Source organism: Streptomyces sp. NPDC005070, from assembly GCF_053600395.1.
Genome location: NZ_JBSFZS010000045.1, coordinates 16,228 through 41,790, shown reverse-complemented (window position 1 = coordinate 41,790; position 25,563 = coordinate 16,228). Strand labels below are relative to the sequence as shown.

The window sequence follows — 25,563 nt, the reverse complement described above, 5'->3', positions numbered from 1 at the left end:
AAGTCGGCCTGCCCATCCGAGGAGGGACACTTCGATGGGGGAGAAGGTCGTGGCAGGGACGTTCGGCCTGTCCGATCGGCAGCGCCACCGCGACAAGCTCCGACAGTGCCTGACGGGGCTGGAGCGACTGCTGGAGGAGAAGAGGTTCGACCGTCCGAAGAATCTGATGGGCCTGGAGATCGAATTGAATCTCGCGGGGCCCGACGGCTTGCCCAGAATGATGAACGGGCAAGTACTCGAAAGGATTGCGAGCCGCGATTTCCAAACAGAACTCGCCATGTTCAACCTGGAAGTCAACATAGCCCCACACCGGTTGGGCGGCCGGGTATTCGACCGGCTCGCCGAGGAGATCCGCACCTCGCTCGCCTATGCCCACCGAAAAGCCAGTGAGGTCGATGCCGGAATCGTCATGATCGGTATTCTGCCGACGCTCGGGCAGGACGATCTGGTGTCCTCCAACCTGTCGGAGGCCGACCGTTACACGCTGCTCAACGACCAGATCGTGGCCGCGCGCGGAGAGGATTTCGCACTCGACATCGACGGGGTGGAGCGGCTGGTCTGCAGGTCGGCGTCCATCGCGCCCGAAGCCGCCTGTACCTCCGTGCAGTTGCACCTCCAGGTCACGCCGGGCCGGTTCGCGGACGTGTGGAACGCGGCGCAGGCGGTCGCGGCCGCGCAGGTCGCGATCGGCGCCAACTCGCCCTTCCTGTTCGGGCGCGAGCTGTGGCGGGAGTCGAGGCCCCCGCTCTTCCAGCAGTCCACCGACACCCGGCCGCCGGAGCTGCAGGCGCAGGGGGTCCGGCCGCGCACCTGGTTCGGCGAACGGTGGGTCACCTCGGCGTACGACCTCTTCGAGGAGAACCTGCGGTTCTTCCCGCCTCTGCTGCCCTTCTGCGACGAGGAGGATCCGCTCGGCGTCCTCGACGCCGGGGGCGTGCCCAAGCTGGCCGAACTGGTGCTGCACAACGGCACGGTGTACCGCTGGAACCGGCCCGTGTACGGCATCGCCGACGGCGTCCCGCATCTGCGCGTCGAGAACCGGGTGCTGCCCGCGGGACCGACCGTCACCGACGTCATCGCCAACGCGGCCTTCTACTACGGCCTGGTCCGTGCGCTCGCCGAGGAGCAGCGTCCGGTGTGGACCCGGCTGTCCTTCGAGGCGGCCGCCGCCAACTTCGACGCGGCCTGCCGGCACGGCATCGACGCGCGCCTGGAGTGGCCGCGACGCGGCCGCTACGGCGGGACCACGCAGGTGGACGCGGCCAACCTGGTGCGCGACGAGCTGCTGCCGCTGGCCGCCGCGGGCCTGGACGCGTGGGGCATCGAACCCGCCGACCGTGACCTCTACCTAGGGGTGATCGAGGACCGGTGCCGGCTGCGCGTCAACGGCGCGACCTGGCAGGCGGCCACCTTCCACCGGGCCCTGGAGAAGGGGCTCGGCCGGGAGGCCGCGCTGGCCGCGACGACGCGGCGCTACGGCGAGCTGATGCATCTCGGTGAGCCCGTGCACACATGGCCGGTCGGGCTGCCGGAGCCGGTTCCGCTGGGGTGAGGCTCCGGGTGGGCCGCGGTCAGCTCGGGCTGCCCGCGCCCGCCGCCGTGATCGCCTTGAGCATCGCCGCGTGGATCTGCGAGGGCTCGTTGACCCGCTGGCCGGAGCCGCCGGTCGCCCGGGCGATCTCGTCGACCTCCCGGCGGTCGCTGTCGGGGCCCACCGCGATGGCGATGAGCGGCACCGGGCGCTCCGGGTCGGCCAGTTTCTGCAGCTCGGTGATGAGTTCGGACCGGGAGATGCTGCCGGGATCCCGGTTGACCCCGTCCGTGAGGACGACCAGCGCGTTGAACCGGCCCTTCGTGTAGGAGGCGACGGCCGCCTTGTACGCGGCGAGCGTGGTGTCGTACAGGCCGGTCTCTCCGTGCGGGACCGGCTTCAGGGACTTGAAGGCGGCGGCCAGTTTCGCGCGCTGGCCGCCCTTCTTCCCGCTGTCGCCGAGTCGCTCGGTCGGTACGAGGACGCGGTAGTCCTTGTCGCCGTCGAGCTTGGTGGAGAACGTCCACAGCCCGATCTCGTCCTCGGCGGCGAAGGTGGCGAGGGCCTGGAGCAGGGACTCCTTGGTGACGTCCATACGGGACCGGCCGTCGCCCGGCAGCGTCACGCCCATGGAGGAGGAGGCGTCGACGACCGTGGTGATCCGGGCGCTCTCCACGGTGATCGTCCACATCCCGAGGGCCTCCTGGAGCGTGCCCTTCGACGCGGAGTCGGCCAGGATGCGCGCGTACGGCTGCGGCGACCTGCCGCCGGCCTCGGCGACGAGGGTGGCCGCGGGGCTCTCCGCGTCGGTGCGGAACCCGAACAGCCGCAGGAACTGCCGGGGTGCCGCCTCGCCGAGCAGGGTCATGAACCGCAGCGCCGCGCGACCCTCGTCCGTGCTCAGCGCGGGCTCGTCGACCAGCGTGTACGGGTAGTCGAGCAGCGGCGAGCCGTCCTTGGGGTAGAAGAGGTCGAGGTCCTGAGCGCCGTCCTGAGCCCTGTTGTGCGCGAACGCGGCCTGCTCGGAGAGGATCAGGGCCTGATTGCTGTCGGCGCTGCTCCGCCCGTCGTGGGGCAGGGTGTCCAGGAGCGCGGTGTCGCTGTCGGACGTGCGCCGCGAGAGCGTCTTGGCCAGGGCCGCCGCCCGGACGTCGCCGTCCTTGAGGCCCGCGGTGGCCGCGCTGATCCTCGCCAGCGCGAGCAGTCCCGTCGAGCTGCGGGCGGGATCGACCGCGCCCAGCTTGAGCTTCTCGGCCCGCGTCGTGTCCCCGGCCAGCTCGGTCCAGGTGTACGTCTTGTCGGGCCAGCCCAGTGCCTTGGCGGCCGACGGGACGACGGCGACGCCGACGGGTGAGGAGGCGACGTTGCCCAGGCTGGTGACCTGCGTGGCGGAGGTGGTGCCGGTGACCCGCTCCACCCACGCGTCGGAGTCCGGCACCCACACCTGCACGTCGGACTTCTCGCCCGCTCCGAGCGAGGCGGCGACCTTGTACGAGTCGCGCGCGGTCACGCCGACGTCGAGACAGCGGCCGTCGGAGGTGACGTTCTTCTCGCGGGCGTCCTCGGCGACGGCCCTGAGCGCGGGCGCGATGTCCGGGGAGGCGGCCACCTCGATGTGCACCACGTCGTCCTCGCAGGAGCTCCCGAGGGAGAACAGGCCCCCGTGGATCGCGGCGGCCGTGCCTCCGGCGACGGTGAGGACGAGCGCCGTCGCGAGGGCCGTATTGCGGCGGCGTGCGCGGATCCGGGGGTCGGCGGAGCCCGCCCGTCGAGCATCGGGCAAGCTGTGTCGTCCCATGACGGTGAGGTCCTCCCGGGTGAGTCTGAGCCGTGAGACAGCCGCGGAACAGGGGGAGGGGGACGTACGGCCCCGTACGGTGCCCGCCCCCCGACGGCCTGTCGCGCACGATCTTCGCAACTTCTTTCGAGACCCTAGCGGGGCGCGGACGGGGATGCGGCGGGAATACCCAACTGGAGGCGGGAGTGCAGGTGGAGGCGGGACCGATGGCCGATTCTTTTCCGGCCGAGAGGCTGACCCGACGGATTCTCCGGGACGAGACGCTGCTCGTCCTGGCGCTGTCGCTCGGGGCGAGCGGAGTGTCCGCGCTGATCAGTTTCGTCGGATCGGTCACGAAACCCGGCGGGCTCAAGGACCAGGCGGCCACCCTCAACGCCTCGGCGGCGCCGGGCCGTCCCTGGCTCGACCTGGCCTGGCAGCTCTTCGGCATCGCGTCCGCCCTGGTGCCGGTCGCGCTCGTCGCGCATCTGCTGATCCGCGAGGGCCGGGGGCTGCGCGTGATCGGCTTCGACCGTACGCGTCCCTGGCCGGACCTCGGACGCGGTGCCATGGTCGCGGCGGTGATCGGCAGCGCGGGAATCGCCTTCTATCTGGCGGCGCGCGCGTTCGGCGCCAACCTCACGGTGGTGCCCGAGGCGTTGCCGGACGTCTGGTGGAAGTTCCCGGTGCTGATCCTCTCGGCCGTGCAGAACGCCGTGCTGGAGGAGGTCATCGTCGTCGGGTATCTGCTGCGCCGGCTCGGGCAGTTGGGCTGGACACCGGGGACGGCGCTGATGGCGAGTGCGGTGCTGCGTGGTTCGTACCACCTCTACCAGGGCATCGGCGGGTTCGTCGGCAACATGGTGATGGGTGTGGTCTTCGTCTATCTGTACCGGCGTTGGGGCCGGGTCGGGCCGCTCGTGGTCGCCCACTCGCTGCTCGACATCGGCGCTTTCGTGGGGTACGCGCTGCTCGCGGGCAAGGTGGGTTGGCTCCCGACGGCGTGATCACGGGACGAGCAGGTCGCCCTCGATGACCGTGACCGCGTGGCCCGAGAGCAGGGTGCGCTCGCCGCGTACCTCGGTGCGGACCAGGCCGGAGCGCGGGGAGGCCTGCAGGCCGGTGAGGGCGGGGCGGCCGAGGCGTTCCGACCAGAACGGGGCCAGGGCCGTGTGGGCGCTGCCGGTGACCGGGTCCTCGTCGATGCCGACGTTCGGGAAGAAGCCGCGGGAGACGAAGTCGTAGCCCCGTGAAGGGTCTTCGGCGCGGGCGGTCGCGATGATGCCGCGCTCCGAGTAGCGGGCGAGCGCCTTGTGGTCCGGCGCGAGGGCGCGGACCGTCTTCTCGTCGGCGACCTCGACCAGCAGGTCACCGGTGTTCGGGCCGGTGTCGAGGGTGCGCAGCGGTTCGGCGCCGAGCGCCCCTGCGACACCGTCGGGAATCTCGACCGGGGTGAGGGGCGCGGTCGGGAAGTCGAGCGTGATCGAGCCGTCGGCTTCGGGAGTGGCGATCAGGACACCGCTGCGCGTGGCGAAGCGCACCGGGCCCCGATGGGCGCCGGTGGTGACGAGGACGTGTGCCGCGGCGAGGGTCGCGTGTCCGCACAGGGCCACCTCGGTGGCGGGGGTGAACCAGCGCAGTGCCCAGTCGGCCTCGCCGCCCTCCGGGAGACGGTGGGTGAACGCCGTCTCCGCGTGGTTGACCTCCATGGCCACGTTCTGGAGCCAGGCATCGTCGGGGAAGGAGTCGAGGAGGAGGACCCCGGCCGGGTTGCCGGCGAAGGGGCGGTCGGTGAAGGCGTCGACGATACGAATCCGCATGTCCCGAAGCTAGCGGTCCCGGTCGGCCACCGGCCAAGGCCAATCGGGGGCGTCTGGCCCCATGCCAACACGGTGGGCTTTTCGGCAGGGGGTTGTCACGCCCACTCTTCCGATATATCGTTGACGCATCGCGACCGATCAACGATGGAATGGAGTGATGGCGATGCGTTCCCGTGGAGAAGACTTCGGCTACGAGCACGAACACGGACAGGGGCACCACGGCGGACCCGGCCGTCGGGGTCGGGGCGGCTTCGAGGGGCTGCGGGGGGCTTTCGGGCCCTTCGGGCCGGGTGGTCCCGGCGGCGGCCCCGGCGGTCCCGGCTTCGGCTTCGGTGGACCGGGCTTCGGCCCGGGCCCCTGGGGCGGGCGCGGCGGCCGGGGCGGGCCGCGGGGGAGGGCGCGGCGCGGCGACGTACGCGCGTCGATCCTCGCCCTGCTCAAGGACCGGCCCATGCACGGCTACGAGATGATCCAGGAGATCGCCGAGCGCAGCGGCGGGGCGTGGAAGCCCAGCCCGGGTTCGGTGTACCCGACCCTTCAGATGCTGGAGGACGAGGGCCTGATCGTCAGCGAGGCCGAGGGCGGCAAGAAGCTGTTCTCGCTCACCGAGCCGGGCCGCAGCGCGGCCGACGAGGGTCCCGATGCGCCCTGGGAAGACGCCGGGCGCGGGGTCGACTGGGAGACGCTGCACGAGATCCGGCAGGCCGGCTTCGGCCTCATGGAAGCCTTCGGCCAGGTCTGGAAGACCGGCAGCAAGGGCCAGCGCGAGAAGGCGCTGGCGGTCATCAACGAAGCCCGCAAGAAGCTGTACCTGATCCTCGCCGACGAGGACTGAGGGCGTGCTGTGGTACCTGCCGGCGCCCCGTGGAAGCGTTTCCGCGGGGCGCCTGTCCGTCTACGGGGGGCCGGGGGCCGCCTCGGGCAGCGCGCGGACGCGCGAGGCTCAGGCCACCAGTCCGGCCAGTTTGCGCAGCGACTCGTCGAGGGCGGCCGTCGCCGAGTCCTTGAGCTTGCCGGCCATCAACGAGACGGCCGCGCCCGTGAACTCCCCGTCGATCCGCACCGAGGTGGCGTCGCCGTCGGGGGCGAGCGTGTAGCGCGTGGAGACGTTCACCGACATCGGGCCCTTGCCGCGGATGGCCAGGGCGCGGCCGGGCTCCAGTTCCTCGATCGTCCAGGTCACCTCGGCCGGGAAGCCCATGAGCTTCATGTTCTCCGCGAACGTGCCGCCCACCTCGAACTTCTCCGGGCCGCCCTGCGGAAAGCTCGTGTGCGTCGCGTTCCACTCGCCGTAGGCGGACCAGTCCGTGAGCCGGTCCCAGATCTTCTCGGCGGGCGCCTCGATCCGTGCCTCCGCGCTGACTTCGGCCATGCGACCACCCCTTCGTGTCGGGCGCTGCGCCCGGCGCAGCTACGGTGTCGCGGAACGTAGCTCCAGGCCCCGGAACATTCAATACTGATGAACCGTCAGGAATTGTGGAGGGGCGGCCGACCCGGCACCGGCACGGGCGGCCGGCGAGTGCCGGCCGCGGGAAGGCGAGGCAAGGCGGCGCGCGCCGCCGGGAGGAAATCGGCGCGAAGTCATCCGCAGGGAGGAGGAACCGTACGGGGATGCCCACCCTGTGTCGGATCCGAAGATGCTGCCCGCCGCCGATGCCCCCGGGCCGCGAGGCTGATGAGGTGGAGGTTGTGCCGCCCCGTATTCCCGAGCAGTCCGCCGCCACGAGCGGACCGAAGCCTGCCGGCATCGAGGCCGGACTCGGCGCTGAGCTGGCCCCGGTGGTCTCCGGCGCGCGCCGAAGAGCGCTGCGCGACGGAGACCGGCAGATCGACACGGCCCATCTGCTGCACTCCCTGCTGGAGTGCGACCCCGAGGTGCGGGCCGTCTTCGAGGGCGGGCCGCAGCTCGCCCGGCTGCTCGGCTACCTCGTGCAGCGCAGCATCGGTTACGGACTCCGCTGGCAGAGCGCCGTCGAGAACTCCGGCGCGGCACCCGCGCAGGCCAGGGGGAGCTGGTCCCCCGTGGCGGCCGACGCGATGGGGGAGGCGTACGGGCGTGCCGTGCTGCGCGGCGACGGGCACGCCCGCGGTCTCGACCTGCTCGCGGCCGTCGTCGCCGACCCCCGGTCGCGGGCCGTCGAGGTCCTCGGACGGGCCGGTGTCGACCTCCGGCGGCTGCGGGAGCGCGTCGAGACCCGACACGAGGAGTGTGTCGGCCGGGGCGACGCGGGCTGACGGGTGACGCGGGCTGTCAGTTGACGCGGGGCGTCAGGTGACGCGGGCGGTCAGGGTGACGCGGCCGACAGGCGACGCGGGCCGCATCTGAGACGGGCGGTCAGGTGACCCGCGCCTTAGGCGAGGCGGGCTGACTTGGGTTCGGAGGGTTCCGGTCTGCCACCGTGCGTGCCGCCGGAGCGGGCCCGGTCCTCGGTCCAGCCGTTGAGACAGGTGTCTTCGGGGGTGACGGTCATGTCGTCGCCTGTCATCATGTGGCCGTGCATACGTCTCAGGGCAGTCAGGACAACCAGGGGAGAGGCGTCGGTCTGGGCCTGGCGCTCGTGTCGGCGGTCGCTTTCGGCGGATCCGGCGTCGCGGCCAAGCCGCTGATCGAGGCCGGGCTCGACCCGCTTCACGTGGTGTGGCTGCGCGTCGCCGGAGCCGCCCTCGTCATGCTGCCGCTCGCCGTGCGGCACCGGGCGCTGGTCAAGCGACGCCCCGCGCTGCTCGCCGGATTCGGTCTCCTCGGCGTGGCCGGTGTCCAGGCCTGCTACTTCGCCGCGATATCCCGCATCCCCGTCGGCGTCGCCCTCCTCGTGGAGTACCTCGCCCCCGCGCTGGTCCTCGGCTGGGTGCGCTTCGTGCAGCGCCGGCCCGTCACCCGTGCCGCCGCTCTCGGAGTCGTCCTCGCGGTCGGCGGACTCGCCTGCGTGGTGGAGGTGTGGTCGGGGCTCGGCTTCGACGCCGTCGGACTCCTGCTCGCGCTGGGCGCCGCCTGCTGCCAGGTCGGCTACTTCGTCCTGTCCGACCAGGGCAGCGACGCGGGCGACGAGGCACCCGACCCGCTGGGCGTGATCGCGTACGGGCTCCTCGTCGGCACCCTCGTCCTGACCGTGGTCGCGCGCCCCTGGACCATGCACTGGTCCGTTCTCGGGGGTGGCGCGGACATGAACGGGACGTCCGTGCCCGCCTGGCTGCTCCTCGGCTGGATCGTCCTCGTCGCCACCGTCGTCGCCTACGTCACCGGAGTCCTCTCCGTACGCAAGCTCTCCCCGCAGGTCGCGGGCGTGGTGGCGTGTCTCGAAGCGGTGATCGCCACGGTCCTGGCGTGGGTCCTGCTCGGCGAACACCTCTCGGCGCCCCAGATCGCGGGCGGCGCCGTGGTGCTGCTCGGCGCCTTCATCGCGCAGTCGTCGGCCCCGGCGAAACCCTCGCGGGAGCCGGTCGCGAGCGGGACGGGCGACGCGGAGCGAGAGTTGTCGGCCCATGGAACGGCCGTCTAAGGTGCTGATCATGCCTGCGACGCTCGTTCTTCCGCCTCCGGCCGCCTGAGGCGGGCGTACCGGAACACCGCCCGGCCCCGTGCCGGGCGGAACGGCGCTGCCCGCAGAAGAAGTCCGAGGACCTTCCGCACGCCCCTGCCCCCGCGGCACGGGCTGCGACGCGGTCCCTTCCCGAACTTCTGCGGAACTGCGGAGAGAACACGTGTCGAACACCGCTGTCGGCCTGCCCGTCGGGCGAGGCCTGCTCTATCTGATCGTCGCCGGTGCCGCCTGGGGCACCGCGGGCGCCGCCGCGTCACTGGTCTACCGGGCCAGTGACATGGGGCCGGTCGCTCTTTCCTTCTGGCGCTGCGCGGGCGGACTCGCCCTGCTGCTCGCCGTTCGCCTGCGCGGCGGCCCGCGCCTTCGCCCGCGCCTTCTTTCCGAACGGCAAGGGGAGCGCGACGCCCCGCGGGAGCCCCTTGGCCGCAAGGCGCTCCGGATCGGTCTGACCGGCCTCGGGCTGGCGCTCTTCCAGACGGCCTACTTCGCCGCCGTCGAGGCGACCGGACTTGCCGTGGCGACGGTCGTGACCCTGGGCGCGGGGCCCGTTTCTATCGCGCTCGGCGCCCGGCTGACGATGGGTGAGCGGCTCGGCCGGGGCGGTTGCGCCGCCGTCGCCGGGGCGCTGGCCGGACTCGGCGTACTGGTCCTCGGCGGCGGGGACGCCACCGTGCGCCCCTGGGGTGTCCTGCTCGCGGTGCTCTCCGCGGCCGGCTACTCCGCGATGACGCTGCTCACCCGGTGGTGGGGGCGCGACGGCCGCGTCGACGGGTCGAGCACGACCGTGTGGGCGTTCGCCGTCACCACCGCGTGCCTGCTGCCGCTCGGGCTCGCCGAGGGGCTGTTCCCGCACGCCGCCCAGCCCGCGCAGCTGCTGGCCCTGCTGGCGTACATCGCCGCCGTCCCCACCGCGCTGGCCTACGCGCTCTTCTTCGCCGGTGCCGCCGTCGTCCGCTCCGCCACCGTGTCCGTGATCATGCTCCTGGAGCCGGTCTGCGCGGCCGTGCTGGCCGTCGGGCTGCTCGGCGAGCGGCTCACCGCGGCGACCATCGGCGGCACCCTGCTGATGCTCGGCTCGGTCGCCGGACTCGCGGTGGCGGAGGCGCGTGCGGCGGGCGCGGAACGCGTCGCCGCGCCCGAGGAGGCGCTTCTCGTGTGACCCCCGCCGGGCGCCCCGCGTGAGGCGGCCGCAGTCGGGCGGGCGGGGGACCGGTACCGGTTCCGGTGAGGGCCGGTGCCGGTCCCGGCGCGGGGCGGGGCGGGGCGGGCCAGAGCCTGATCGTTCGCGACAGGTGTCGTGACCAGGCTGCGGGGTCTACAGGGCCTTCAGGTAGTCGGGCAGTCCGATGCCCGGTGCCAGGGTGTCCGCCGGGACCGGGACACCGTGGCCCTTGGTCAACGGGACCACGCCGGTCCAGTGGGGGAGGGAGAGATCCTCGGGGTCGTCGCTCGGGCCGCCGGTGCGCAGCTTGGCGGAGACCTCGTCGAGATCCAGGCTGATCACGGCCGTGGCGGCGAGTTCCTTGGCGTTGGCGGGGCGGGAGTCGGCCGAGCGGCCCGGGACGGCGTGGTCGACCAGCGCGTCCAGTGCCAGCCGCTTCTCCTCGGGGTCCGTCACCTGATGGGCGACGCCGTGCACGACCACGGAGCGGTAGTTGATCGAGTGGTGGAAGGCCGAGCGGGCCAGCACGAGTCCGTCGACATGGCTCACGGTGAGACAGACGGCCAGCCCGGGATCGGTCCCGCCCGTCATGCGCAGGGGGCGCGAACCCGTGGACCCGTGCACGTAGAGCCGCTCGCCGACCCGTGCGTAGAGCGTGGGCAGGACGACGGGCGCGCCGTCGCGGACGAATCCGAGATGGCAGATGTATCCCTCATCGAGTATCGAGTGCACCAGCTCCCGGTCGTACGCGGCGCGTTCCTTGGAGCGGGTGGGGACAGTGCGGTCGGTCGGGGTGTAGGCAGCGGACACCGTCGTCCTCGGCTGCTGGGTGCTCGTCTCCGACATTGCCATCTCCATTGCACTAGTGCATAATCTCTTTTGTGCTAGGAGAGTATCGGATCGAAGGGCGTCGCGCAGCCGAGATTGCCGCCGACGTCGAGCGGGCGGTCGGTGCGGGGGAGCTGGAGCCCGGCCAACTCCTGCCGCCCATGCGTGAGCTGGCCGAGGAACTCGGGGTCAACCCGAACACGGTCGCGGCGGCCTACCGCACGCTGCGCGAGCGCGGGGTCATCGAGACCGCCGGGCGCCGGGGCAGCCGGGTGCGCCCGAAGCCGGCCACCACGGGGCGGGAACACCTGCGTGTCGAGGTGCCCGAGGGGGTGCGGGACCTGGGCGAGGGCAATCCCGATCCGGCCCTGCTGCCGGCGCTCGCCGAGGCCTTCGCGGTGGCGGCAGCGGAGTCCGACCGGCATCCCGTGCAGTACGGGCAGGACCCCGTCGAGCCGGAGCTGGAGCGGCTGGCCCGCGCCGGGCTCGATGCGGACGGCGTGCCCGAGGGGCCCGTCGTCGTCACCTCCGGATCGCTCGACGCGATCGAGCGCGTCCTGATGGCCCACCTCAGGCCCGGCGACACCGTGGCCGTCGAGGACCCCGGCTGGGGCAGCCTGTTCGACCTGCTTCCGGCGCTCGGGCTGCGTACGGCAGGGGTCGGGGTCGACGACGAGGGCCCGCTTCCCGCCGACGTACGGCAGGTGCTGGCGGCCGGGGCGCGAGCCCTGATCGTCACCGACCGGGCGCAGAATCCCACCGGCGCCGCGGTCACCGCCGAGCGCGCGCGTGCCCTGCGCTCCGTGCTCCGGGAGTACCCGCGGACCCTGCTCGTCGAGGACGACCACGGCCATCAGATCGTCGACCTGCCCCTGCATCCCCTGGCCGGAGTCACGCGGAACTGGGCCTTCGTGCGGTCCGTCGCCAAGGCGTACGGGCCCGATCTGCGGCTCGCCGTGCTCACCGGAGACCCCGTCACCGTCGACCGCGTGCACGGGCGGCAGCGGGTCGGCCCCGGCTGGGTGAGCAGACTGCTGCAGAAAGCCGTGGTCCACCTGTGGACCTCCGGCGCGCTCGACGTGCCGGCCGTGGCGGCGGAGTACGGGGCGCGCCGCGACATGCTGATCGACGCCCTGCGGGAGCGCGGTGTCGAGGCGCGCGGACGCAGCGGGATGAACGTCTGGATCGCCGTCCCGGACGAAACCGGGGCCGTCTCCCGGCTGTTGCAGCGCGGCTGGGCGGTCGCGCCCGGCGCCCGCTTCAGGATGAGTTCGCCGCCCGGTGTCCGGATCACCGTCTCGACGCTTCGGCCCGAGGATGCCGGGCCGCTCGCGGACGCCGTCGCGTCCGCCGTGGGACCGGCCCCCGCGCGCCGTTACGTCTGAGCCGTGCCGCTCGGGTCGCCGAGCCGCGGCTCCGGGCGGGCCGCGGGTGTCACCGGCGCGGCTTCGCCTGGGTGAGGAACGCGCCCGCGAGGACGATCACCGCGCCGACCGGTGTCGACCAGGCCAGCGACTCGCCGAGGATCGCGACACCGGCGGCGGTGGCGATGACCGGGATGAAGTACGTGACCATCTGGGCCGTCGTGGGGCCGACCTCGGCGACGATGCCGTACTGGAGGAGCATCGCCAGTCCGGTGCCCAGTGCTCCGAGGGCGGCGATCGCGAGCAGCGGGACCCAGGCGACATGGCTCGGGAACGTGGTGAACAACGGCGTGACGAAGGCGAGTTGCGCGGTGGCCAGGAGCAGTTGGGCGCCGGTCATCGACAGATGGGAGTTGCCGGTGCCCGCCAGGGTCCGGCGGACGTATATCCAGCCGATCGGATAGCTCAGCGACGCCAGCAGGGCCATGGCCGTGCCCGTGGCGTCCAGGCCGTGGAAGCCCTGCCAGACACCGAGCACCGTCAGCACGCCCAGGAAGCCGATGCCGAGACCGGCCACTCTGCGCCGGGTCGGCCGGTCCTCGGAGAGGGCGACCAGGGACAGGGCCATGCCCCACAGCGGCGATGTCGCGTTGCAGATGCCGGCGAGAGTCGACGGGATCGTCAGCTCGGAGTAGGCGAAGAGGGAGAACGGCAGCGCGTTCAGCAGGAAGGCCGCGACCGCGAGGTGCCCCCAGGTGCGCGCCCCACGCGGCAGCCGCTCGCGCTTCACCGCCATGGCCGCCACGAGCACCGCGCTTCCGAACAGCAGCCGGCCGAAGGTGACCTGGAACGGCGCGTAGCCGTCCGTGCCGACCTTGATGAGCAGAAAGCTGAAGCCCCAGATCAGGGACAGGACGCCGAAGCGGATCCGCCAGTCGAAGGCGGCGCGGCGGCCGGGTGCGACGCCGTTCGGAGTGACGGGGCGGGGAGACGCGACGGTGCTCATGGGAGCAAGAATGCGGCACAACAATCTCGTAGCACAAGCGAGAATACTCAAGCGATATCTCGTAGTATCCCTTACATGTTGAATCTGGAGCGACTGCGCACCCTCGACGCCCTCGCCCGGCACGGCTCGGTGAGCGGCGCGGCCGAGGGGCTGCATGTGACCACGTCGGCCGTCTCCCAGCAGATGTCGAAGCTGGAGCGCGAGGTGGGACAGCAACTGCTCGCCAAGAACGGCCGGGGCGTGCGGCTGACGGATGCCGGGCGGCTCCTCGCCGAGCACGCGGCCCGCATCCTGTCCCAGGTCGAGCTCGCGCAGTCCGACCTGGAGGCGCAGCGCGGGCAGGTCGCCGGTGAGCTCAGGCTGTCCGCGTTCCCGACCGCGGCACGCGGACTGTTCCCGGCGGCGCTCGCGGAGCTGCGTGCCGAGCACCCCGGACTGCGGGTGCGCTCCAGCGAGCTGGAGCCGGAGGCCGGGGTCGCGGGAGTGGTGCGCGGGGACCTGGACCTCGCGGTCGTGCTCGACTGGTACAACAAGCCGATGCCCCTGCCCGAGGGGCTGGTGAAGGCGTCGATCCTCGACGACCCCGCGGATGTGGCGATGCCGGCCGGCCACCGGCTCGCGGGCCGCGCCGAGGTGGACCTCGGGGACTTCGCCGACGACGAGTGGATCACCTGGGCCGAGGGCGAGTTCTGTCACGAATGGCTGATGTTCACGCTGCGCTCCCAGGGCGTCGAGCCGCGCATCGGGCACCGCGCCGGGGAGACGCACACCCAGCTCGGACTCGTCGCCGCGGGACTCGGCGTGTGCGTGGCCCCGCTCCTCGGACGCCGTCCGATGCCCGAGGGGGTCGTCACGGTGCCGGTCCGGCAGCGTGTGCGCCGCCATGTCTACGTCGTGTGGCGGGCCGACGCCGACCGCCGGCCCTCGATCAGGGCGGCGGTGGACGCCTTGCGCAGGGCCGGCGAGGCCGTCGAGTGACGGGAGACGAAGGGCGGTTCGGCTCCGGCCGCATCGATGGAGTGTTCTGCTCCGGTCACATCGGGGGGAGCTTGCGGAAGTCCCACGAGGCGATCGCGGACGGTGTCAGCCGCATCCACGCGTGCCGGCCGTCGTGAGGCATCTCCTCCAGACCGAAGTTCTTGCGGGCGAACAGGATCTCGGGGACGTCGAGTTCGGCGCACAGCTCCCCGGTACGGGGGAACTCGCCGACGAACTCCACCGTGCCGGACAACTCGACGCCCCGCAGCTCCCCGTACTCCTCTCCGGAGTCGATCACCACCGCCACCCGCGGGTCGTTCCGCAGTTGCACCCACCGCTTGCTGCGCACCACGGAGTACAGCCACAGCGAGGTGCCGTCCCAGGCGAACCACAGGGCGCTCACATGCGGGACTCCGTCCTTCGACACGGAGGCGACGCGGCAGGTGCGCTGGGTGGTGAGGAACTCGTCCAGTTCACCGGGGGTCATCATGATCTTCCGGCCCCTGCGCTGAGTGACGGTCATACGGTCCCCTCGTGTTCTGTGTATCGGTATGTATCAAGTTTCTGACGTTCCGTCAAAATAATGAGCCGTCTTCCGTCCTCGCGCAACGGTCGCTACGCTCCGCCGTCCCGACCCGCGACGACAAGGAGAGCCATGCCGTCGTTCGAGCACCTCAGCGAACTCCTCGACCCCGTCGGCACGGTACTGCTCACCGTGGAGTGCCAACAGGGCGTCGTGGGCCCGGACAGCGCGCTGCCCGAACTCGCCCAGGAGGCACGGTCGTCCGGAGCGCTCGACCGGATCGCCCGGCTGGTGGCCGCCGCGCACGAGAGCGGGGTGCAGGTGATCCACGCGGTCGCCGAGCGCCGCCCGGACGGCCGCGGCGCCAACCACAACGCCCGGCTGTTCCGGGCGGCCGAGCGACTGCCCGTACGGCAGACGACCGGCACAGCGGCGGTGCGGATCGCGCCGCCCGTCGAGGTCTCCGAAGAGGACCTCGTCGTGCGGCGGCTGCACGGTCTGTCGCCGATCTCGGGGACCGACGTCGACCCGCTGCTGCGCAACCTGGGCTGCCGCACCCTCGTCGTGACGGGCGTCTCGGCCAACATCGCGATTCCCAACGCCGTGTTCGACGCCGTGAACCGCGGCTACACCGTCGTCGTTCCCGCGGACGCCGTCGCGGGGGTGCCCTCCGAGTACACCCCCGCGATGGTCCGGAACACGCTCGCGCTGGTCGCCACCATCACGACCACCGAGGACGTGCTCGCCTGCTTCGAACACCGCCGGCGCTGACGCCGGCGTCATGAGGAGACCTGCGTCGCGCGGGGCCGGCGACCCTCGGCGCGGTCAGGCGAGCTTGATGGCGTCCCCTTCGACGGTGATGTTCGCGGCGGCGAGCCCGGTCGTCGCGGGCCCTTTCTTCACACTGCCGTCGGTGGCGGAGAACTGGCTGTTGTGACAGGGGCAGGTGATGACGTTGTTCGCGATGCCCTTGACCGCGCAGCCCTGGTGGGTGCACTTCGAGGAGAAGGCCTTGAAGGTGCCCGCCGTCGGCTGGGTCACCACGACCCCCTGATCGGCGAAGACCTTGCCGCCGCCCTCCGGGATGTCGCTCGTCTTGGCGAGCTCCGTGCCGGCCGCGCCGTTGCCCGAGCCCACGCTGTCCGAGGCCTTGTCGTCCGCACCGCACGCGGTCAGCGCGACGGCGAGCCCAGCCGCGCCGACCGCCGCCACGACGGTGCGCCGGGCCGGTGCCTGTGCGGAGTGAAGCGATTCGCTGGTCATGCTGGCTTTCCCTTCAGCGGACATGATCTGCATCTGTCGAGAGGTACGGTCCACCAGCACGCGCTGTTCAGGCAATGGCGACTTCTTGACCTGATCCACAGCGTGCCGACAGCCGGGTGTGCGGCGGCGCGGTCCCCCCGGCCCCGGACATGGGCCACCGCTTCCGCCGCCGTCACCGGGTCGCGTCCCCCTGGCGGGACCACCCCAGTAACCTGGGGCGATGCTCAAGGAAGTGAACGCCTCCCGCTACATCACGCCGTTGCGCGAGGGCGGCTCGCTGCCGGGACTCGTCGAGGCCGACGACCTCGGGACGTACGTCATGAAGTTCACCGGCGCCGGACAGGGGCGCAAGACGCTCGTCGCGGAGGTCGTCTGCGGTGAGCTCGCCCGCCGGCTCGGCCTGCGGGTGCCCGGTCTGGTGACGATCGGCCTCGATCCGGTCCTCGGGCTCGGCGAACCGGACCAGGAGGTCCAGAACCTGCTGAAGTCGAGCGGCGGCCCGAACCTCGGGATGGACTTCCTCCCGCGCGCCATCGGCTTCGACCCCCTCGCTTTCGAGGTGAGCGCCGGGGAAGCCGGCCGGATCGTCTGGTTCGACGCCCTCGTCAACAACGTCGACCGCTCCTGGCGCAACCCCAATCTGCTGATGTGGCACGGCGATCTGTGGCTCATCGACCACGGCGCCACGATGATCTGGCACCACCACTGGCCCGGAGCCGAGACCTCCGCCGCCAAGCCGTACGACATCTCCGACCACGCGCTCGCCCCCTTCCGACCCGACATCGCCTCGGCCGCCGCCGAACTGGCCCCGCTGGTCACCGAGGAGCTGCTCGCCGAGGTCACGGCCGAGATCCCCGAGGCCTGGCTGGCCGGCGAACCGGGCTTCGACACGGCCGACGCGCTGCGGCGCGCCTACGCACGGCCGCTGCTGGCACGCGCCGCCGTCATCCACGAACGGATCAAGGGCCTCGACGGTACCGAGGGAGACAAGTGAACGGGCGGGACGTCTTCGAGTACGCGCTGCTGCGCGTGGTGCCGCGGGTCGAGCGGGGCGAGTGCTTCAACGCGGGCGTGCTGGTGTACTGCCGCGCCCACTCCTTCGTCGCCGCCCGTACCCATCTGGACGAGAGCAAGCTGTTCGCACTCGACCCGGACGCGGACGTGCAGGGCGTACGGGCCGCGCTGCGCGCCGTCGAGGGAGTCTGCGCCGGTGGAGAAGCCGCTGGTCAGGCGGCGGGCGACGATGCCGGGCGGCGTTTTCGCTGGCTGATCGCGCCGCGTTCGACGGTGGTCCAGCCGGGGCCCGTGCACACCGGCCTGACGGCCGATCCCGCGGCCGAGACCGAGCGGTTGCTCCAGCTCCTGGTCAGGTAATGGATCACATGCGCGCGGTGCGCCGTTGACACCGGGTGCCAGGGCTTCTAGCGTCACGTCTGCTGAAGGTACTAAGCGGTCGCTCACCGGACGGGCGTACCGTGTGAGCCGCGGGTCCTCCGGGACCCCGAAGACTCCGCAAGGTTGTCGAGACAGCTTGGCCGGGCTTGGGCCGGCTTTTCCAAGGGCGAGGAGAACCAGCAATGTCCACCACTGAGCAGCGCGTCGCCGTAGTCACCGGTGCCGCGCGCGGCATCGGTGCCGCGACCGCCGTACGACTGGCCGCGGAGGGCCGCGCCGTCGCGGTGATCGACCTCGACGAGGCCGCGTGCAAGGACACCGTCGAGAAGATCACGGCCGCCGGCGGCAAGGCTCTCGCGGTCGGCTGTGACGTCTCCGACGAGGCCCAGGTGGAGGCCGCCGTCGCGCGGATCGCCGAGGAGCTCGGCGCGCCTACCATCCTGGTCAACAACGCGGGTGTCCTCCGTGACAACCTCCTGTTCAAGATGAGCGCGTCCGACTGGGACACCGTCATGAACGTGCACCTGCGCGGCGCCTTCCTGATGGCGAAGGCCGTCCAGAAGTACATGGTCGAGGCCAAGTTCGGCCGCATCGTCAACCTGTCGTCGTCCTCGGCGCTGGGCAACCGCGGCCAGGCCAACTACTCCACCGCCAAGGCCGGTCTCCAGGGCCTCACCAAGACCCTGGCCATCGAGCTCGGCAAGTTCGGCGTGACCGCGAACGCCGTGGCGCCCGGCTTCATCGTCACCGACATGACCGCCGCCACCGCCGCCCGCGTCGGGATGGACTTCGACGACTTCCAGGCCGCCGCCGCGACCCAGATCCCCGTGCAGCGCGTCGGCAACCCCGACGACATCGCCAACTCCATCGCCTTCTTCACCGGCGAGGCCGCCGGATTCGTCTCGGGCCAGGTGCTGTACGTGGCCGGCGGACCGCTCAACTAGACGCAGGGGAAACGCACATGACCACGCTTCCCGAACTCTCGGGCAACGTCGCGCTCATCACGGGCGCGAGCCGCGGCATCGGCTACGGCATCGCGGAGGCTCTGATCGCCCGCGGCGACCGGGTCTGCATCACGGGCCGCAACGAGGACGCCCTCAAGGAGGCCGTCGAGACGCTCGGCGCCGACCGCGTCATCGCCGTGGCTGGCAAGGCCCACGACGAGGCCCACCAGGCCGTCGCCGTCGAGCGCACCATGGAGGCCTTCGGCCGCGTCGACTTCCTGGTCAACAACGCCGGTACGAACCCGGTGTTCGGGCCGATCGCCGAACTGGACCTCAACGTGGCGCGGAAGGTCTTCGAGACCAACGTCGTCTCGGCGCTCGGCTTCGCCCAGCAGACCTGGAAGGCCTGGCAGGGCGAGAACGGCGGCGCGATCGTCAACATCGCCTCGGTCGCCGGCCTCGCGCCCTCGCCGTTCATCGGCGCGTACGGCATCAGCAAGGCCGCGATGATCAACCTGACCGTGCAGCTCGCGCACGAGTTCGCGCCCAAGGTCCGGGTCAACGCCATCGCGCCCGCCGTGGTGAAGACGAAATTTGCGGCCGCACTCTACGAGGGCCGCGAGGCGGAGGCCGCCGCGGCCTACCCGCTCGGCCGGCTCGGCGTGCCCTCCGACATCGGCGGCGCCGCCGCTTTCCTCACCTCACGGCAGTCGGACTGGGTCACCGGTCAGACGCTCGTGGTCGACGGCGGGATGTTCCTCAACGCCGGAGTCGAGTGACACGAAGGCCGCGAAGACCGGTCGGCCGTACCCCGCGTTCGGGGTGCGGCCGACCGGTCTTTTTTGTTGAAAGTTGACAAAGGCTCAGCGTGTGTCGAGCGGCACGGAGCCCGCTGTGCGGAGTGCCGACACGTTCACAGCATGCTGACAACGTAGTCACATACATGCTGATCAAGTGCCCTGCCTGGGAAACACAGTTCCCCCGGCAGGGCGCTGCGGTATGGTCTGCCGACCCTTGGTACGGCGGATCCAGGAGTGTGTGCGTGTTCAACCGGAACCGATACCTGCGACAGCTCGCGGCGATCACGTCCATATCCCTGGTGGCCGCGTGCGGCGCCATCTCCAAGGGATCACCGGCCGACGAGGGGCCGATCGTCGTGGGCACCACCAGCGCCCCCAGCACCCTGGACCCGGCGGCCTCCTGGGACGGATCGTGGGAGTTGTTCCGCAACATCTACCAGACGCTGCTGAGCTATCCGACCGGCTCGGCGTCCCCGCAGCCCGACGCCGCCCGGAAGTGCGGGTTCACGGATGGAACCAACACCGTCTACCGCTGCGAACTGCGCCAGGACATGACGTTCTCCGACGGCGACCCGCTCGACGCGTCCGCCGTCAAGTACTCCATCGACCGCATCAGGAAGATCGGTGTACGCGGCGGCCCCGCCGGTCTGCTCGGCAGCCTCGACCGGGTGCAGGCACTGGGTGAGCGTGACGTCGTCTTCCACCTCAACAAGCCGGACGCCACCTTCCCGTTGGTCCTGGCCACGCCGGCGATGTCGATCGTCGACCCCGACGACTACCCCGCCGACGCCCTGCGGAAGGACGACAAGGTCTTCGGCTCCGGGCCCTACACGCTGCGCTCCTACACGGAGGGCAGGCAGGCCGAACTCGTCGGGAACGACCACTACGAGGGCTTCGCCAAGCGCAAGAACAACGCGGTGACGATCCGCTACTTCCAGGACTCGGCCCAGATGGTCGGGGCTCTGAAGGCCAAGAAGATCGACGTCACCTACCGCGGGCTCGCCGCCTCGGACATCGTCGCCCTCCAGGGGCAGGGCGACCGGCAGGACATCCAGCTCGTCGACGGAGCGGGCACCGAGATCAGCTATCTGGTCTTCAACCCCGAGGACCCGTGGGCGGGGAAGCTCGCCGTCCGCCAGGCGATCGCCCAGATCGTCGACCGCTCGGCCATCGTCCACAAGGTCTACCAGGACACCGTCGACCCGCTCTACTCGATGGTCCCCGCGGGACTGGCCGGGCACACCACCGGCTACTTCGACGCGTACGGCAGCCCCAGCCCGGCCAAGGCCCGCAAGATCCTGCACGACGCGCACATCGACCGACGCGTCCCGCTGACCCTCTGGTACACCACCGACCGCTACGGCTCCGAGACCGCCCCGGAGTTCGGCGAGCTCAAGCGCCAGCTAGACGCTTCAGGCCTGTTCAGCGTCACGCTCAGGAGCCGTCCCTGGAAGACGTACGAAGAGGGATACCGCAACGGCGAGTACCCGGTGTTCGGCCGCGGCTGGTTCCCCGACTTCCCCGACGCCGAGAACTTCATCGCGCCGTTCGTGGGGGAGCGGAACGCCCTCGGGACGCCCTATCCGACCCCGCGGATCACCGACGTCCTGCTGCCCGAGTCGCGTGGCGTGCGCGATCGCGGAGCGGTGGCCAAGCAGTTCGAGGAGGCCCAGAAGATCCTCCTCGACGACGCCCGGCTGCTGCCCCTGTGGCAGGGCAGGCAGTATGTCGCCGCGAACGAGGAGATCTCGGGCGGAGAACGGGCCCTGGACCCCTCGACGATCATGATGATGTGGGAGCTCGACCGCAAGATGAGCTGGTAGCGGACCGGCCGGACCGGGTGGCAGCGGGGTCCGCCGTGTGCGTCCGCGGGGGCACACCGTACCCGTCATCCGGCCCCGACGCGGGCCAGGAACCGATTGTCAGTGGGCGACGGTAGGTTCTTGGTCCGGAAGTCACCGCACATCGAAGGAAGTTGACGTGACCGATATCGCCATGTTGCCCGAGTCCTGGCGCGGCGTCCTGGGCGACGAGCTTCAGCAGCCCTACTTCAAGGAACTCACCGAGTTCGTCGAGGAGGAGCGCGCGAAGGGTCCCGTCTACCCGCCCCGGGAGGAGGTCTTCGCCGCGCTCGACGCCACCCCGTACGAGCGTGTGAAGGTCCTGATCCTCGGCCAGGACCCGTACCACGGCGAGGGCCAGGGGCACGGCCTGTGCTTCTCGGTCCGTCCTGGAGTCAAGACCCCGCCGTCGCTGCGGAACATCTACAAGGAGATGAAGGAGGAGCTGGGCACCCCGATCCCGGACAACGGCTATCTGATGCCGTGGGCCGAGCAGGGTGTGCTGCTGCTCAACGCGGTGCTCACCGTCCGCTCCGGCGAGGCGAACTCGCACAAGGGCAAGGGCTGGGAGAAGTTCACCGACGCGGTCATCCGCGCGGTGGCCGACCGCCCCGACCCGGCCGTCTTCGTCCTGTGGGGCAACTACGCGCAGAAGAAGCTCCCGCTGATCGACGAGGAGCGGCACGTGGTGGTGAAGGGGGCGCACCCGTCACCGCTGTCCGCCAAGAAGTTCTTCGGCTCGCACCCGTTCACGCAGATCAACGAAGCCGTGGCCGCTCAGGGCCATGAGCCGATCGACTGGACCGTCCCCGACCTCGGCTGACGCCGGACCGCTGGCCGGGCCCGTCACCGGCCTGGCCCAGCGGCCCACGGGGGCGCCTGAGCGCGATTGTCACCGGCTCCGGTTAGCTTCGTCAGGGACAGTGACGAGCCTGGAGGACGCGGTGGCGGAGCAACAGGAGCAGGCGGCGCCGGACGCCATGACGACCCGGATCGGACAGGCCGTCATGCTGCACCACGCCGGGGACCGCGAGGAGGCCCGGGGCCGCTTCCTGGATCTGTGGGGAGAGATCGGGAACGAGGGCGACGCGCTCCACCGCTGCACCCTGGCGCACTACATGGCCGACACCCAGGACGACCCCGCCGACGAACTCGCCTGGGACCTGCGGGCTCTCGCGGCGGCCGAGGAACTGAGCGACGGCGGCGTCGCCGAGCCCCACCAGTCGCTCGCCGTCCGCGCGTTCTACCCCTCGCTGCACCTGAACCTCGCCGCCGACTACGCGAAGCTCGGCCGCTCGGAAGCCGCCCGTACCCATCTGAACCGGGCCCGCGGCGCGGCCGGCGCCCTCGCGGACGACCGGTACGGCGACGGCGTCCGCGCGGCGATCGGCCGCCTGGAGCTGAGGCTCCGGGACACCGGCACCGCGGCGGACGCCGGTGGATCCGACCGCTTCGACGGCCCCGGGGGCGAGACCCTGGGCCCGCCGAGACAGCGCCCCTGACACCCGCGCCCATGCCGCGGCCGCTGTCAGTGTCCGTACGTCGTCGCGCAGAGGACCGCCTCCGGGCTGTCCGCCTTCCAGCCCCCGTACTTCCTGCCGAGCGCGCACACGTCCGGACGCTTCGGCACGGCCGGGGCGCCGGGCGGGGCGGCCGTACGGTGCCCCGGGTGCCGAGACTCGGGACGCGGGGCCGGGTGGGCGTGCCGCGGAGGGGCCGGGGGCGCCACGGCCCGCGGCGGGGGCGCCGCCCGGTGCCGGGCCGCCGTCTCGGGCGAGGGCTCAGGCGAGGGGCCGACGCGCTCCAGCGCCTTCCGCGCCGGTGCCTGCGCGATCCGGGGTCCCCCCTTGTCGTCCACATGCGGCGCGGTGGGGCCCGCCGGGGCGGCGGGAGACGCGGAGGCGGACGGCCGCTGGACGGTCACACAGCCGGAGAGGGCGGTGACTGCCACGGCGACCAGGAGCGTTGCGGTTGTCGTCGTTCGATGCACCCGCGCAACTCTGCTGGTTCCAGAGGGCTTCCAGGGAGCGGAGAGGCGCGGGATGCCCCACACGGGTGATCCTTCCGCTCCTCCGGTGGGCACGGGCATCGGCGAGCTGACAGGCTGCCGGGGCGTACATCGCTCGCAAACCGGCATCACCCGCCGACGGCCGCCGACTCGGGGCCGACCACCCGGGGACGGCGCGGCCGTATGCTTCCGACGGAACCCGCGTCGGCGAGTGAAGGAGACCCCTGTGAAGGTCGGCTGCATCGGACTCGGCGACATCGCGCAGAAGGCGTATCTGCCGGTGCTCGGCGTGCAGCCCGGGATCGAACTGCATCTGCAGACGCGGACGCCCGCCACGCTCGACCGGGTCGCCGACAGCCTTCACCTGCCGTCGGGCCGGCGGCACGGTGACCTGGAGTCCCTGCTTTCCCAGGACCTCGACGCGGCGTTCGTGCACGCGCCCACGGCGGCCCACCCGGAGATCGTCACCCGGCTGCTGGAGGCGGGCGTACCGACGCACGTCGACAAGCCGCTGTCGTACGAGCTGGGCGAGTCGGAGCGGCTGGTGCGGCTCGCGGAGGAGCGGAACGTCAGCCTCGCGGTCGGTTTCAACCGGCGTCACGCACCCGCGTACGCGCAGTGCGCCGAACACCCCCGCGAGCTGATCCTGATGCAGAAGAACCGCACGGGGCTGCCCGAGGAGCCGCGCACCATGGTTCTCGACGACTTCATCCACGTCGTCGACACCCTGCGCTTCCTGGTGCCGGGTCCGGTCGACGACGTGACGGTGCGGGCCCGGGCCGAGGACGGGTTGCTGCACCATGTCGTTCTCCAGCTCGCCGGGGACGGTTTCACGGCGCTCGGGGTGATGAACCGGCTGAGCGGATCGAGCGAGGAGATTCTCGAGGTCTCGGGCCAGGACACCAAGCGGCAGGTGGTCAATCTCGCCGAGGTGATCGACCACAAGGGCCAGCCGACCGTGCGCCGGCGCGGCGACTGGGTCCCGGTGGCCCGGCAGCGCGGCATCGAGCAGGCCGTCCTCGCGTTCCTCGACGCCGTGCGCACCGGAAAAGTGCTCAGCGCCCGGGACGCGCTGGCGACTCACGAGTTGTGCGAGCGGGTGGTACAAGCGGTTCAGGAGCGGTCCGCCGCAGCCTGAACGTGCGCGTGCCCTCCGCCACGCACAATGCCGCCATCACCAGCAGGGCACCGTGCACCGGCCAGTCGCCGAACCGGACGTACGGGGTGACGCCCCGGGCCAGCGGCACGTCGTACAGCATCGCGTCGCTCGTGTCCGTGCCGAGCCAGGACCCGATGCTTCCGCCGTCCGGGCCGTAGACGGCGGAGACTCCCGTGAGCGTCGCGTGCACCATGGGCCGGCCGGTTTCCGCGGCACGCAGCGCGGCGAGCGAGGCATGCTGCTCGGGGGCCCAGCTCCGCTGGAACGACGACGTCGAGGACTGGGCCACCAGCACCTCGGCGCCGTCCTTGACGAGGTTGCGGCTCATGTCGGGGAACGCCGTCTCGAAGCAGATCATGGGGCCGACACGCAGCCCGTGCCCGACGTTCATCACCACCTGTTCGGTGCCCCGCATACGGTCCTCGCCCGCGGCCTTGCCGACGGAGGTGGCCCAGCCGAGCAGGGAGCGCGCGGGCACGTACTCGCCGAACGGGACCAGCCGCATCTTGTCGTAGCGGTCGCCGGTCGGGCCGTGCGGTCCCACCAGGACCGAGCTCTTGTAGATGCCCGGCCGGTCCGAGCGGCGCGCGTCGACGTTCACCAGGATGTCGGCGCCGACCTCGCGGGACAACGCCGCGACGCGCAGCGCCAGATCGGGCCGGTCGGCCAGGTCGAAGCCGACGCTGCTCTCGCCCCAGACGACCAGGTCGGCGCCCTGGCCCACGAGTTGACGGGTCAGCGCCTCCTCGCGCGCGAAGCGCCTGTCACCGCTCGTGCTCCCGTCCACGACACCGGGCTGCACGACCGCGATCCGCACCCGGCCGTCGACGTCCGGGCGCGGCGACCACACCCAGGCCGCCGAGGTCGCGGCGGCCGTCGCGACCAGTCCGGCCACCGCGGGCATACGGGACTCACGCACCGAGACCAGCACGGCGACCGCGATGTTGACCGTGACGACCAGGAAGCTGAGCAGCCACACCCCGCCGACCGAGGCCAGCCTCAGCGCCGGCTCCACCTGCCACTGACTCGACCCGAGGAGACCCCAGGGACCGCCCAGGCCCTGCCAGGACCGGGCGAGTTCGACCAACAGCCATCCGGACGGAAGGACGAGGAGGGCGGCGCCGACCCGGCCCGGTGAGGGCAGCCCGGCCAGGAACCGCCGGACGAGCCAGCCCCACGGAGCCCACAGCGCGCCGAGCAGCGCCGCTATGACCACCGTGAAGACATGCAGGCTCGGCAGCAGCCAGTGGTGCACGGCGAGCATGAACCCGAACCCGCCGAACCAGCCGTCGTACGCGGCACGCCTGCCCGTGGGGGCCGAGCGCGCCAGGAGGATCCAGGGCACCAGGGCCACGTACGCGAACCACCACCACGACAGGGCGGGGAACGCCAGCATCGGCAGCGCGCCCGCCAGCGCGGCGACGACATCGCGCCGCCAGGGGGAGACCAGCCATGGGCCGAACGCTCGGTCGGGCCTGTTCATCCTTCGCCTCCCTGCCCCGGGGTCCCTCCAGTGTGCGCGTCGGCGGCGATCTACGACAGGGGGCGTGGTGATCAGAAGGGGGCGCGTCGGCGGGCGGGCGCTCCCGGGTCGCCGGGGGCCGTGCGGACCCCCGGGAACG

The 25,563-nt window shown here is 71.7% G+C and carries 27 protein-coding genes; 17 read left to right on the top strand and 10 right to left on the bottom strand.

The window, feature by feature from the left end; genetic code table 11:
- Positions 1-34 precede the first annotated feature (34 nt).
- Positions 35-1,552: a glutamate--cysteine ligase gene (locus ACWEBX_RS17655; protein ID WP_451885752.1), complete on the top strand. Its 1,518-nt coding sequence runs from the start codon at positions 35-37 to the stop codon at positions 1,550-1,552.
- 19 nt (positions 1,553-1,571) lie between these two features.
- Here ACWEBX_RS17655 and ACWEBX_RS17650 read toward each other — a convergent pair whose 3' ends face one another.
- The gene (locus tag ACWEBX_RS17650; protein WP_451885751.1) at positions 1,572-3,329 is read right to left on the bottom strand and encodes a VWA domain-containing protein; all 1,758 of its coding nucleotides are present in this window, start codon (positions 3,327-3,329) and stop codon (positions 1,572-1,574) included.
- A 185-nt stretch (positions 3,330-3,514) separates the two neighbouring features.
- Between ACWEBX_RS17650 and ACWEBX_RS17645 the strand changes: the two genes are divergently transcribed.
- Positions 3,515-4,315 (top strand): CPBP family intramembrane glutamic endopeptidase, encoded by an 801-nt coding sequence (locus ACWEBX_RS17645; RefSeq protein ID WP_451885750.1) that lies wholly within the window; start codon positions 3,515-3,517, stop codon positions 4,313-4,315.
- On the opposite strand, the gene ACWEBX_RS17640 is transcribed toward ACWEBX_RS17645, so the two are convergent.
- On the bottom strand, positions 4,316-5,128 hold the full coding sequence (locus ACWEBX_RS17640) for a PhzF family phenazine biosynthesis protein (protein ID WP_451885749.1): 813 nt from the start codon (positions 5,126-5,128) through the stop codon (positions 4,316-4,318). It abuts the gene before it with no gap.
- A 163-nt stretch (positions 5,129-5,291) separates the two neighbouring features.
- Here ACWEBX_RS17640 and ACWEBX_RS17635 point away from each other — a divergent pair, with 163 nt between their 5' ends.
- Complete coding sequence (locus ACWEBX_RS17635) at positions 5,292-5,963, top strand: PadR family transcriptional regulator (RefSeq protein WP_451885748.1); 672 nt, start codon at positions 5,292-5,294, stop codon at positions 5,961-5,963.
- A 108-nt stretch (positions 5,964-6,071) separates the two neighbouring features.
- Here the strand turns inward: ACWEBX_RS17635 and ACWEBX_RS17630 are convergent, their stop codons facing one another.
- Complete coding sequence (locus tag ACWEBX_RS17630) at positions 6,072-6,500, bottom strand: type II toxin-antitoxin system Rv0910 family toxin (RefSeq protein WP_451885747.1); 429 nt, start codon at positions 6,498-6,500, stop codon at positions 6,072-6,074.
- Positions 6,501-6,817: 317 nt separating this feature from the next.
- On the opposite strand from ACWEBX_RS17630, the gene ACWEBX_RS17625 reads away from it, so the two are divergent.
- Complete coding sequence (locus ACWEBX_RS17625) at positions 6,818-7,363, top strand: Clp protease N-terminal domain-containing protein (protein ID WP_451885746.1); 546 nt, start codon at positions 6,818-6,820, stop codon at positions 7,361-7,363.
- Positions 7,364-7,479: 116 nt separating this feature from the next.
- Here ACWEBX_RS17625 and ACWEBX_RS17620 read toward each other — a convergent pair whose 3' ends face one another.
- A complete protein-coding gene (locus ACWEBX_RS17620) occupies positions 7,480-7,617 on the bottom strand; it encodes a hypothetical protein (RefSeq protein ID WP_451885745.1) in 138 nt (45 codons plus the stop codon).
- Here ACWEBX_RS17620 and ACWEBX_RS17615 point away from each other — a divergent pair, their 5' ends adjacent.
- The gene (locus ACWEBX_RS17615) at positions 7,618-8,628 is read left to right on the top strand and encodes an EamA family transporter (protein ID WP_451885744.1); all 1,011 of its coding nucleotides are present in this window, start codon (positions 7,618-7,620) and stop codon (positions 8,626-8,628) included.
- Between the two features lie 202 nt (positions 8,629-8,830).
- On the top strand, positions 8,831-9,829 hold the full coding sequence (locus tag ACWEBX_RS17610) for a DMT family transporter (protein ID WP_451885743.1): 999 nt from the start codon (positions 8,831-8,833) through the stop codon (positions 9,827-9,829).
- A gap of 156 nt (positions 9,830-9,985) precedes the next feature.
- Here the strand turns inward: ACWEBX_RS17610 and ACWEBX_RS17605 are convergent, their stop codons facing one another.
- Positions 9,986-10,678, bottom strand: a complete 693-nt coding sequence (locus ACWEBX_RS17605) for a pyridoxamine 5'-phosphate oxidase family protein (protein ID WP_451885742.1) — start codon at positions 10,676-10,678, stop codon at positions 9,986-9,988.
- 35 nt (positions 10,679-10,713) lie between these two features.
- Here ACWEBX_RS17605 and ACWEBX_RS17600 point away from each other — a divergent pair, with 35 nt between their 5' ends.
- On the top strand, positions 10,714-12,045 hold the full coding sequence (locus ACWEBX_RS17600) for an aminotransferase class I/II-fold pyridoxal phosphate-dependent enzyme (protein WP_451885741.1): 1,332 nt from the start codon (positions 10,714-10,716) through the stop codon (positions 12,043-12,045).
- 49 nt (positions 12,046-12,094) lie between these two features.
- On the opposite strand, the gene ACWEBX_RS17595 is transcribed toward ACWEBX_RS17600, so the two are convergent.
- Positions 12,095-13,030: a DMT family transporter gene (locus tag ACWEBX_RS17595; protein ID WP_451885740.1), complete on the bottom strand. Its 936-nt coding sequence runs from the start codon at positions 13,028-13,030 to the stop codon at positions 12,095-12,097.
- 75 nt (positions 13,031-13,105) lie between these two features.
- On the opposite strand from ACWEBX_RS17595, the gene ACWEBX_RS17590 reads away from it, so the two are divergent.
- Positions 13,106-14,008 (top strand): LysR family transcriptional regulator, encoded by a 903-nt coding sequence (locus tag ACWEBX_RS17590; protein ID WP_451885739.1) that lies wholly within the window; start codon positions 13,106-13,108, stop codon positions 14,006-14,008.
- Between the two features lie 55 nt (positions 14,009-14,063).
- Here the strand turns inward: ACWEBX_RS17590 and ACWEBX_RS17585 are convergent, their stop codons facing one another.
- Positions 14,064-14,531, bottom strand: a complete 468-nt coding sequence (locus tag ACWEBX_RS17585; RefSeq protein WP_382797020.1) for a pyridoxamine 5'-phosphate oxidase family protein — start codon at positions 14,529-14,531, stop codon at positions 14,064-14,066.
- Between the two features lie 132 nt (positions 14,532-14,663).
- Here ACWEBX_RS17585 and ACWEBX_RS17580 point away from each other — a divergent pair, with 132 nt between their 5' ends.
- The gene (locus tag ACWEBX_RS17580) at positions 14,664-15,302 is read left to right on the top strand and encodes a cysteine hydrolase (RefSeq protein ID WP_451885738.1); all 639 of its coding nucleotides are present in this window, start codon (positions 14,664-14,666) and stop codon (positions 15,300-15,302) included.
- A gap of 54 nt (positions 15,303-15,356) precedes the next feature.
- On the opposite strand, the gene ACWEBX_RS17575 is transcribed toward ACWEBX_RS17580, so the two are convergent.
- Positions 15,357-15,794, bottom strand: a complete 438-nt coding sequence (locus ACWEBX_RS17575; RefSeq protein ID WP_451885737.1) for a Rieske (2Fe-2S) protein — start codon at positions 15,792-15,794, stop codon at positions 15,357-15,359.
- A gap of 220 nt (positions 15,795-16,014) precedes the next feature.
- Here ACWEBX_RS17575 and ACWEBX_RS17570 point away from each other — a divergent pair, with 220 nt between their 5' ends.
- The 7 genes from ACWEBX_RS17570 (at position 16,015) to ACWEBX_RS17540 (ending at position 22,276) form a co-directional block, all read left to right on the top strand.
- Positions 16,015-16,788, top strand: a complete 774-nt coding sequence (locus tag ACWEBX_RS17570; protein WP_451885736.1) for a HipA family kinase — start codon at positions 16,015-16,017, stop codon at positions 16,786-16,788.
- Positions 16,785-17,168 carry a DUF3037 domain-containing protein gene (locus ACWEBX_RS17565; protein ID WP_451885735.1) on the top strand — a complete coding sequence of 128 codons (384 nt, stop codon included), beginning with the start codon at positions 16,785-16,787 and terminating at the stop codon, positions 17,166-17,168. Before ACWEBX_RS17570 ends, ACWEBX_RS17565 begins: the two co-directional genes overlap by 4 nt.
- A 203-nt stretch (positions 17,169-17,371) precedes the next feature.
- Complete coding sequence (gene fabG / locus ACWEBX_RS17560) at positions 17,372-18,133, top strand: 3-oxoacyl-ACP reductase FabG (protein WP_151470604.1); 762 nt, start codon at positions 17,372-17,374, stop codon at positions 18,131-18,133.
- Positions 18,134-18,150: 17 nt separating this feature from the next.
- Positions 18,151-18,912, top strand: coding sequence for an SDR family oxidoreductase (locus ACWEBX_RS17555; protein WP_451885734.1), 762 nt, complete (start codon positions 18,151-18,153; stop codon positions 18,910-18,912).
- A gap of 263 nt (positions 18,913-19,175) precedes the next feature.
- Entirely contained in the window at positions 19,176-20,756 is a 1,581-nt protein-coding gene (locus ACWEBX_RS17550) for an ABC transporter substrate-binding protein (protein WP_451885733.1), read from the top strand.
- 157 nt (positions 20,757-20,913) lie between these two features.
- Positions 20,914-21,597 carry a uracil-DNA glycosylase gene (locus tag ACWEBX_RS17545; RefSeq protein WP_451885732.1) on the top strand — a complete coding sequence of 228 codons (684 nt, stop codon included), beginning with the start codon at positions 20,914-20,916 and terminating at the stop codon, positions 21,595-21,597.
- 121 nt (positions 21,598-21,718) lie between these two features.
- Complete coding sequence (locus ACWEBX_RS17540) at positions 21,719-22,276, top strand: hypothetical protein (protein WP_451885731.1); 558 nt, start codon at positions 21,719-21,721, stop codon at positions 22,274-22,276.
- Positions 22,277-22,302: 26 nt separating this feature from the next.
- Here ACWEBX_RS17540 and ACWEBX_RS17535 read toward each other — a convergent pair whose 3' ends face one another.
- On the bottom strand, positions 22,303-22,725 hold the full coding sequence (locus ACWEBX_RS17535; RefSeq protein WP_451885730.1) for a hypothetical protein: 423 nt from the start codon (positions 22,723-22,725) through the stop codon (positions 22,303-22,305).
- A 283-nt stretch (positions 22,726-23,008) separates the two neighbouring features.
- Between ACWEBX_RS17535 and ACWEBX_RS17530 the strand changes: the two genes are divergently transcribed.
- A complete protein-coding gene (locus ACWEBX_RS17530) occupies positions 23,009-23,920 on the top strand; it encodes a Gfo/Idh/MocA family protein (protein WP_451885729.1) in 912 nt (303 codons plus the stop codon).
- Here the strand turns inward: ACWEBX_RS17530 and lnt are convergent.
- Positions 23,838-25,424, bottom strand: coding sequence for an apolipoprotein N-acyltransferase (gene lnt / locus ACWEBX_RS17525; protein WP_451885728.1), 1,587 nt, complete (start codon positions 25,422-25,424; stop codon positions 23,838-23,840). The genes ACWEBX_RS17530 and lnt overlap by 83 nt on opposite strands.
- Positions 25,425-25,563 lie beyond the last annotated feature (139 nt).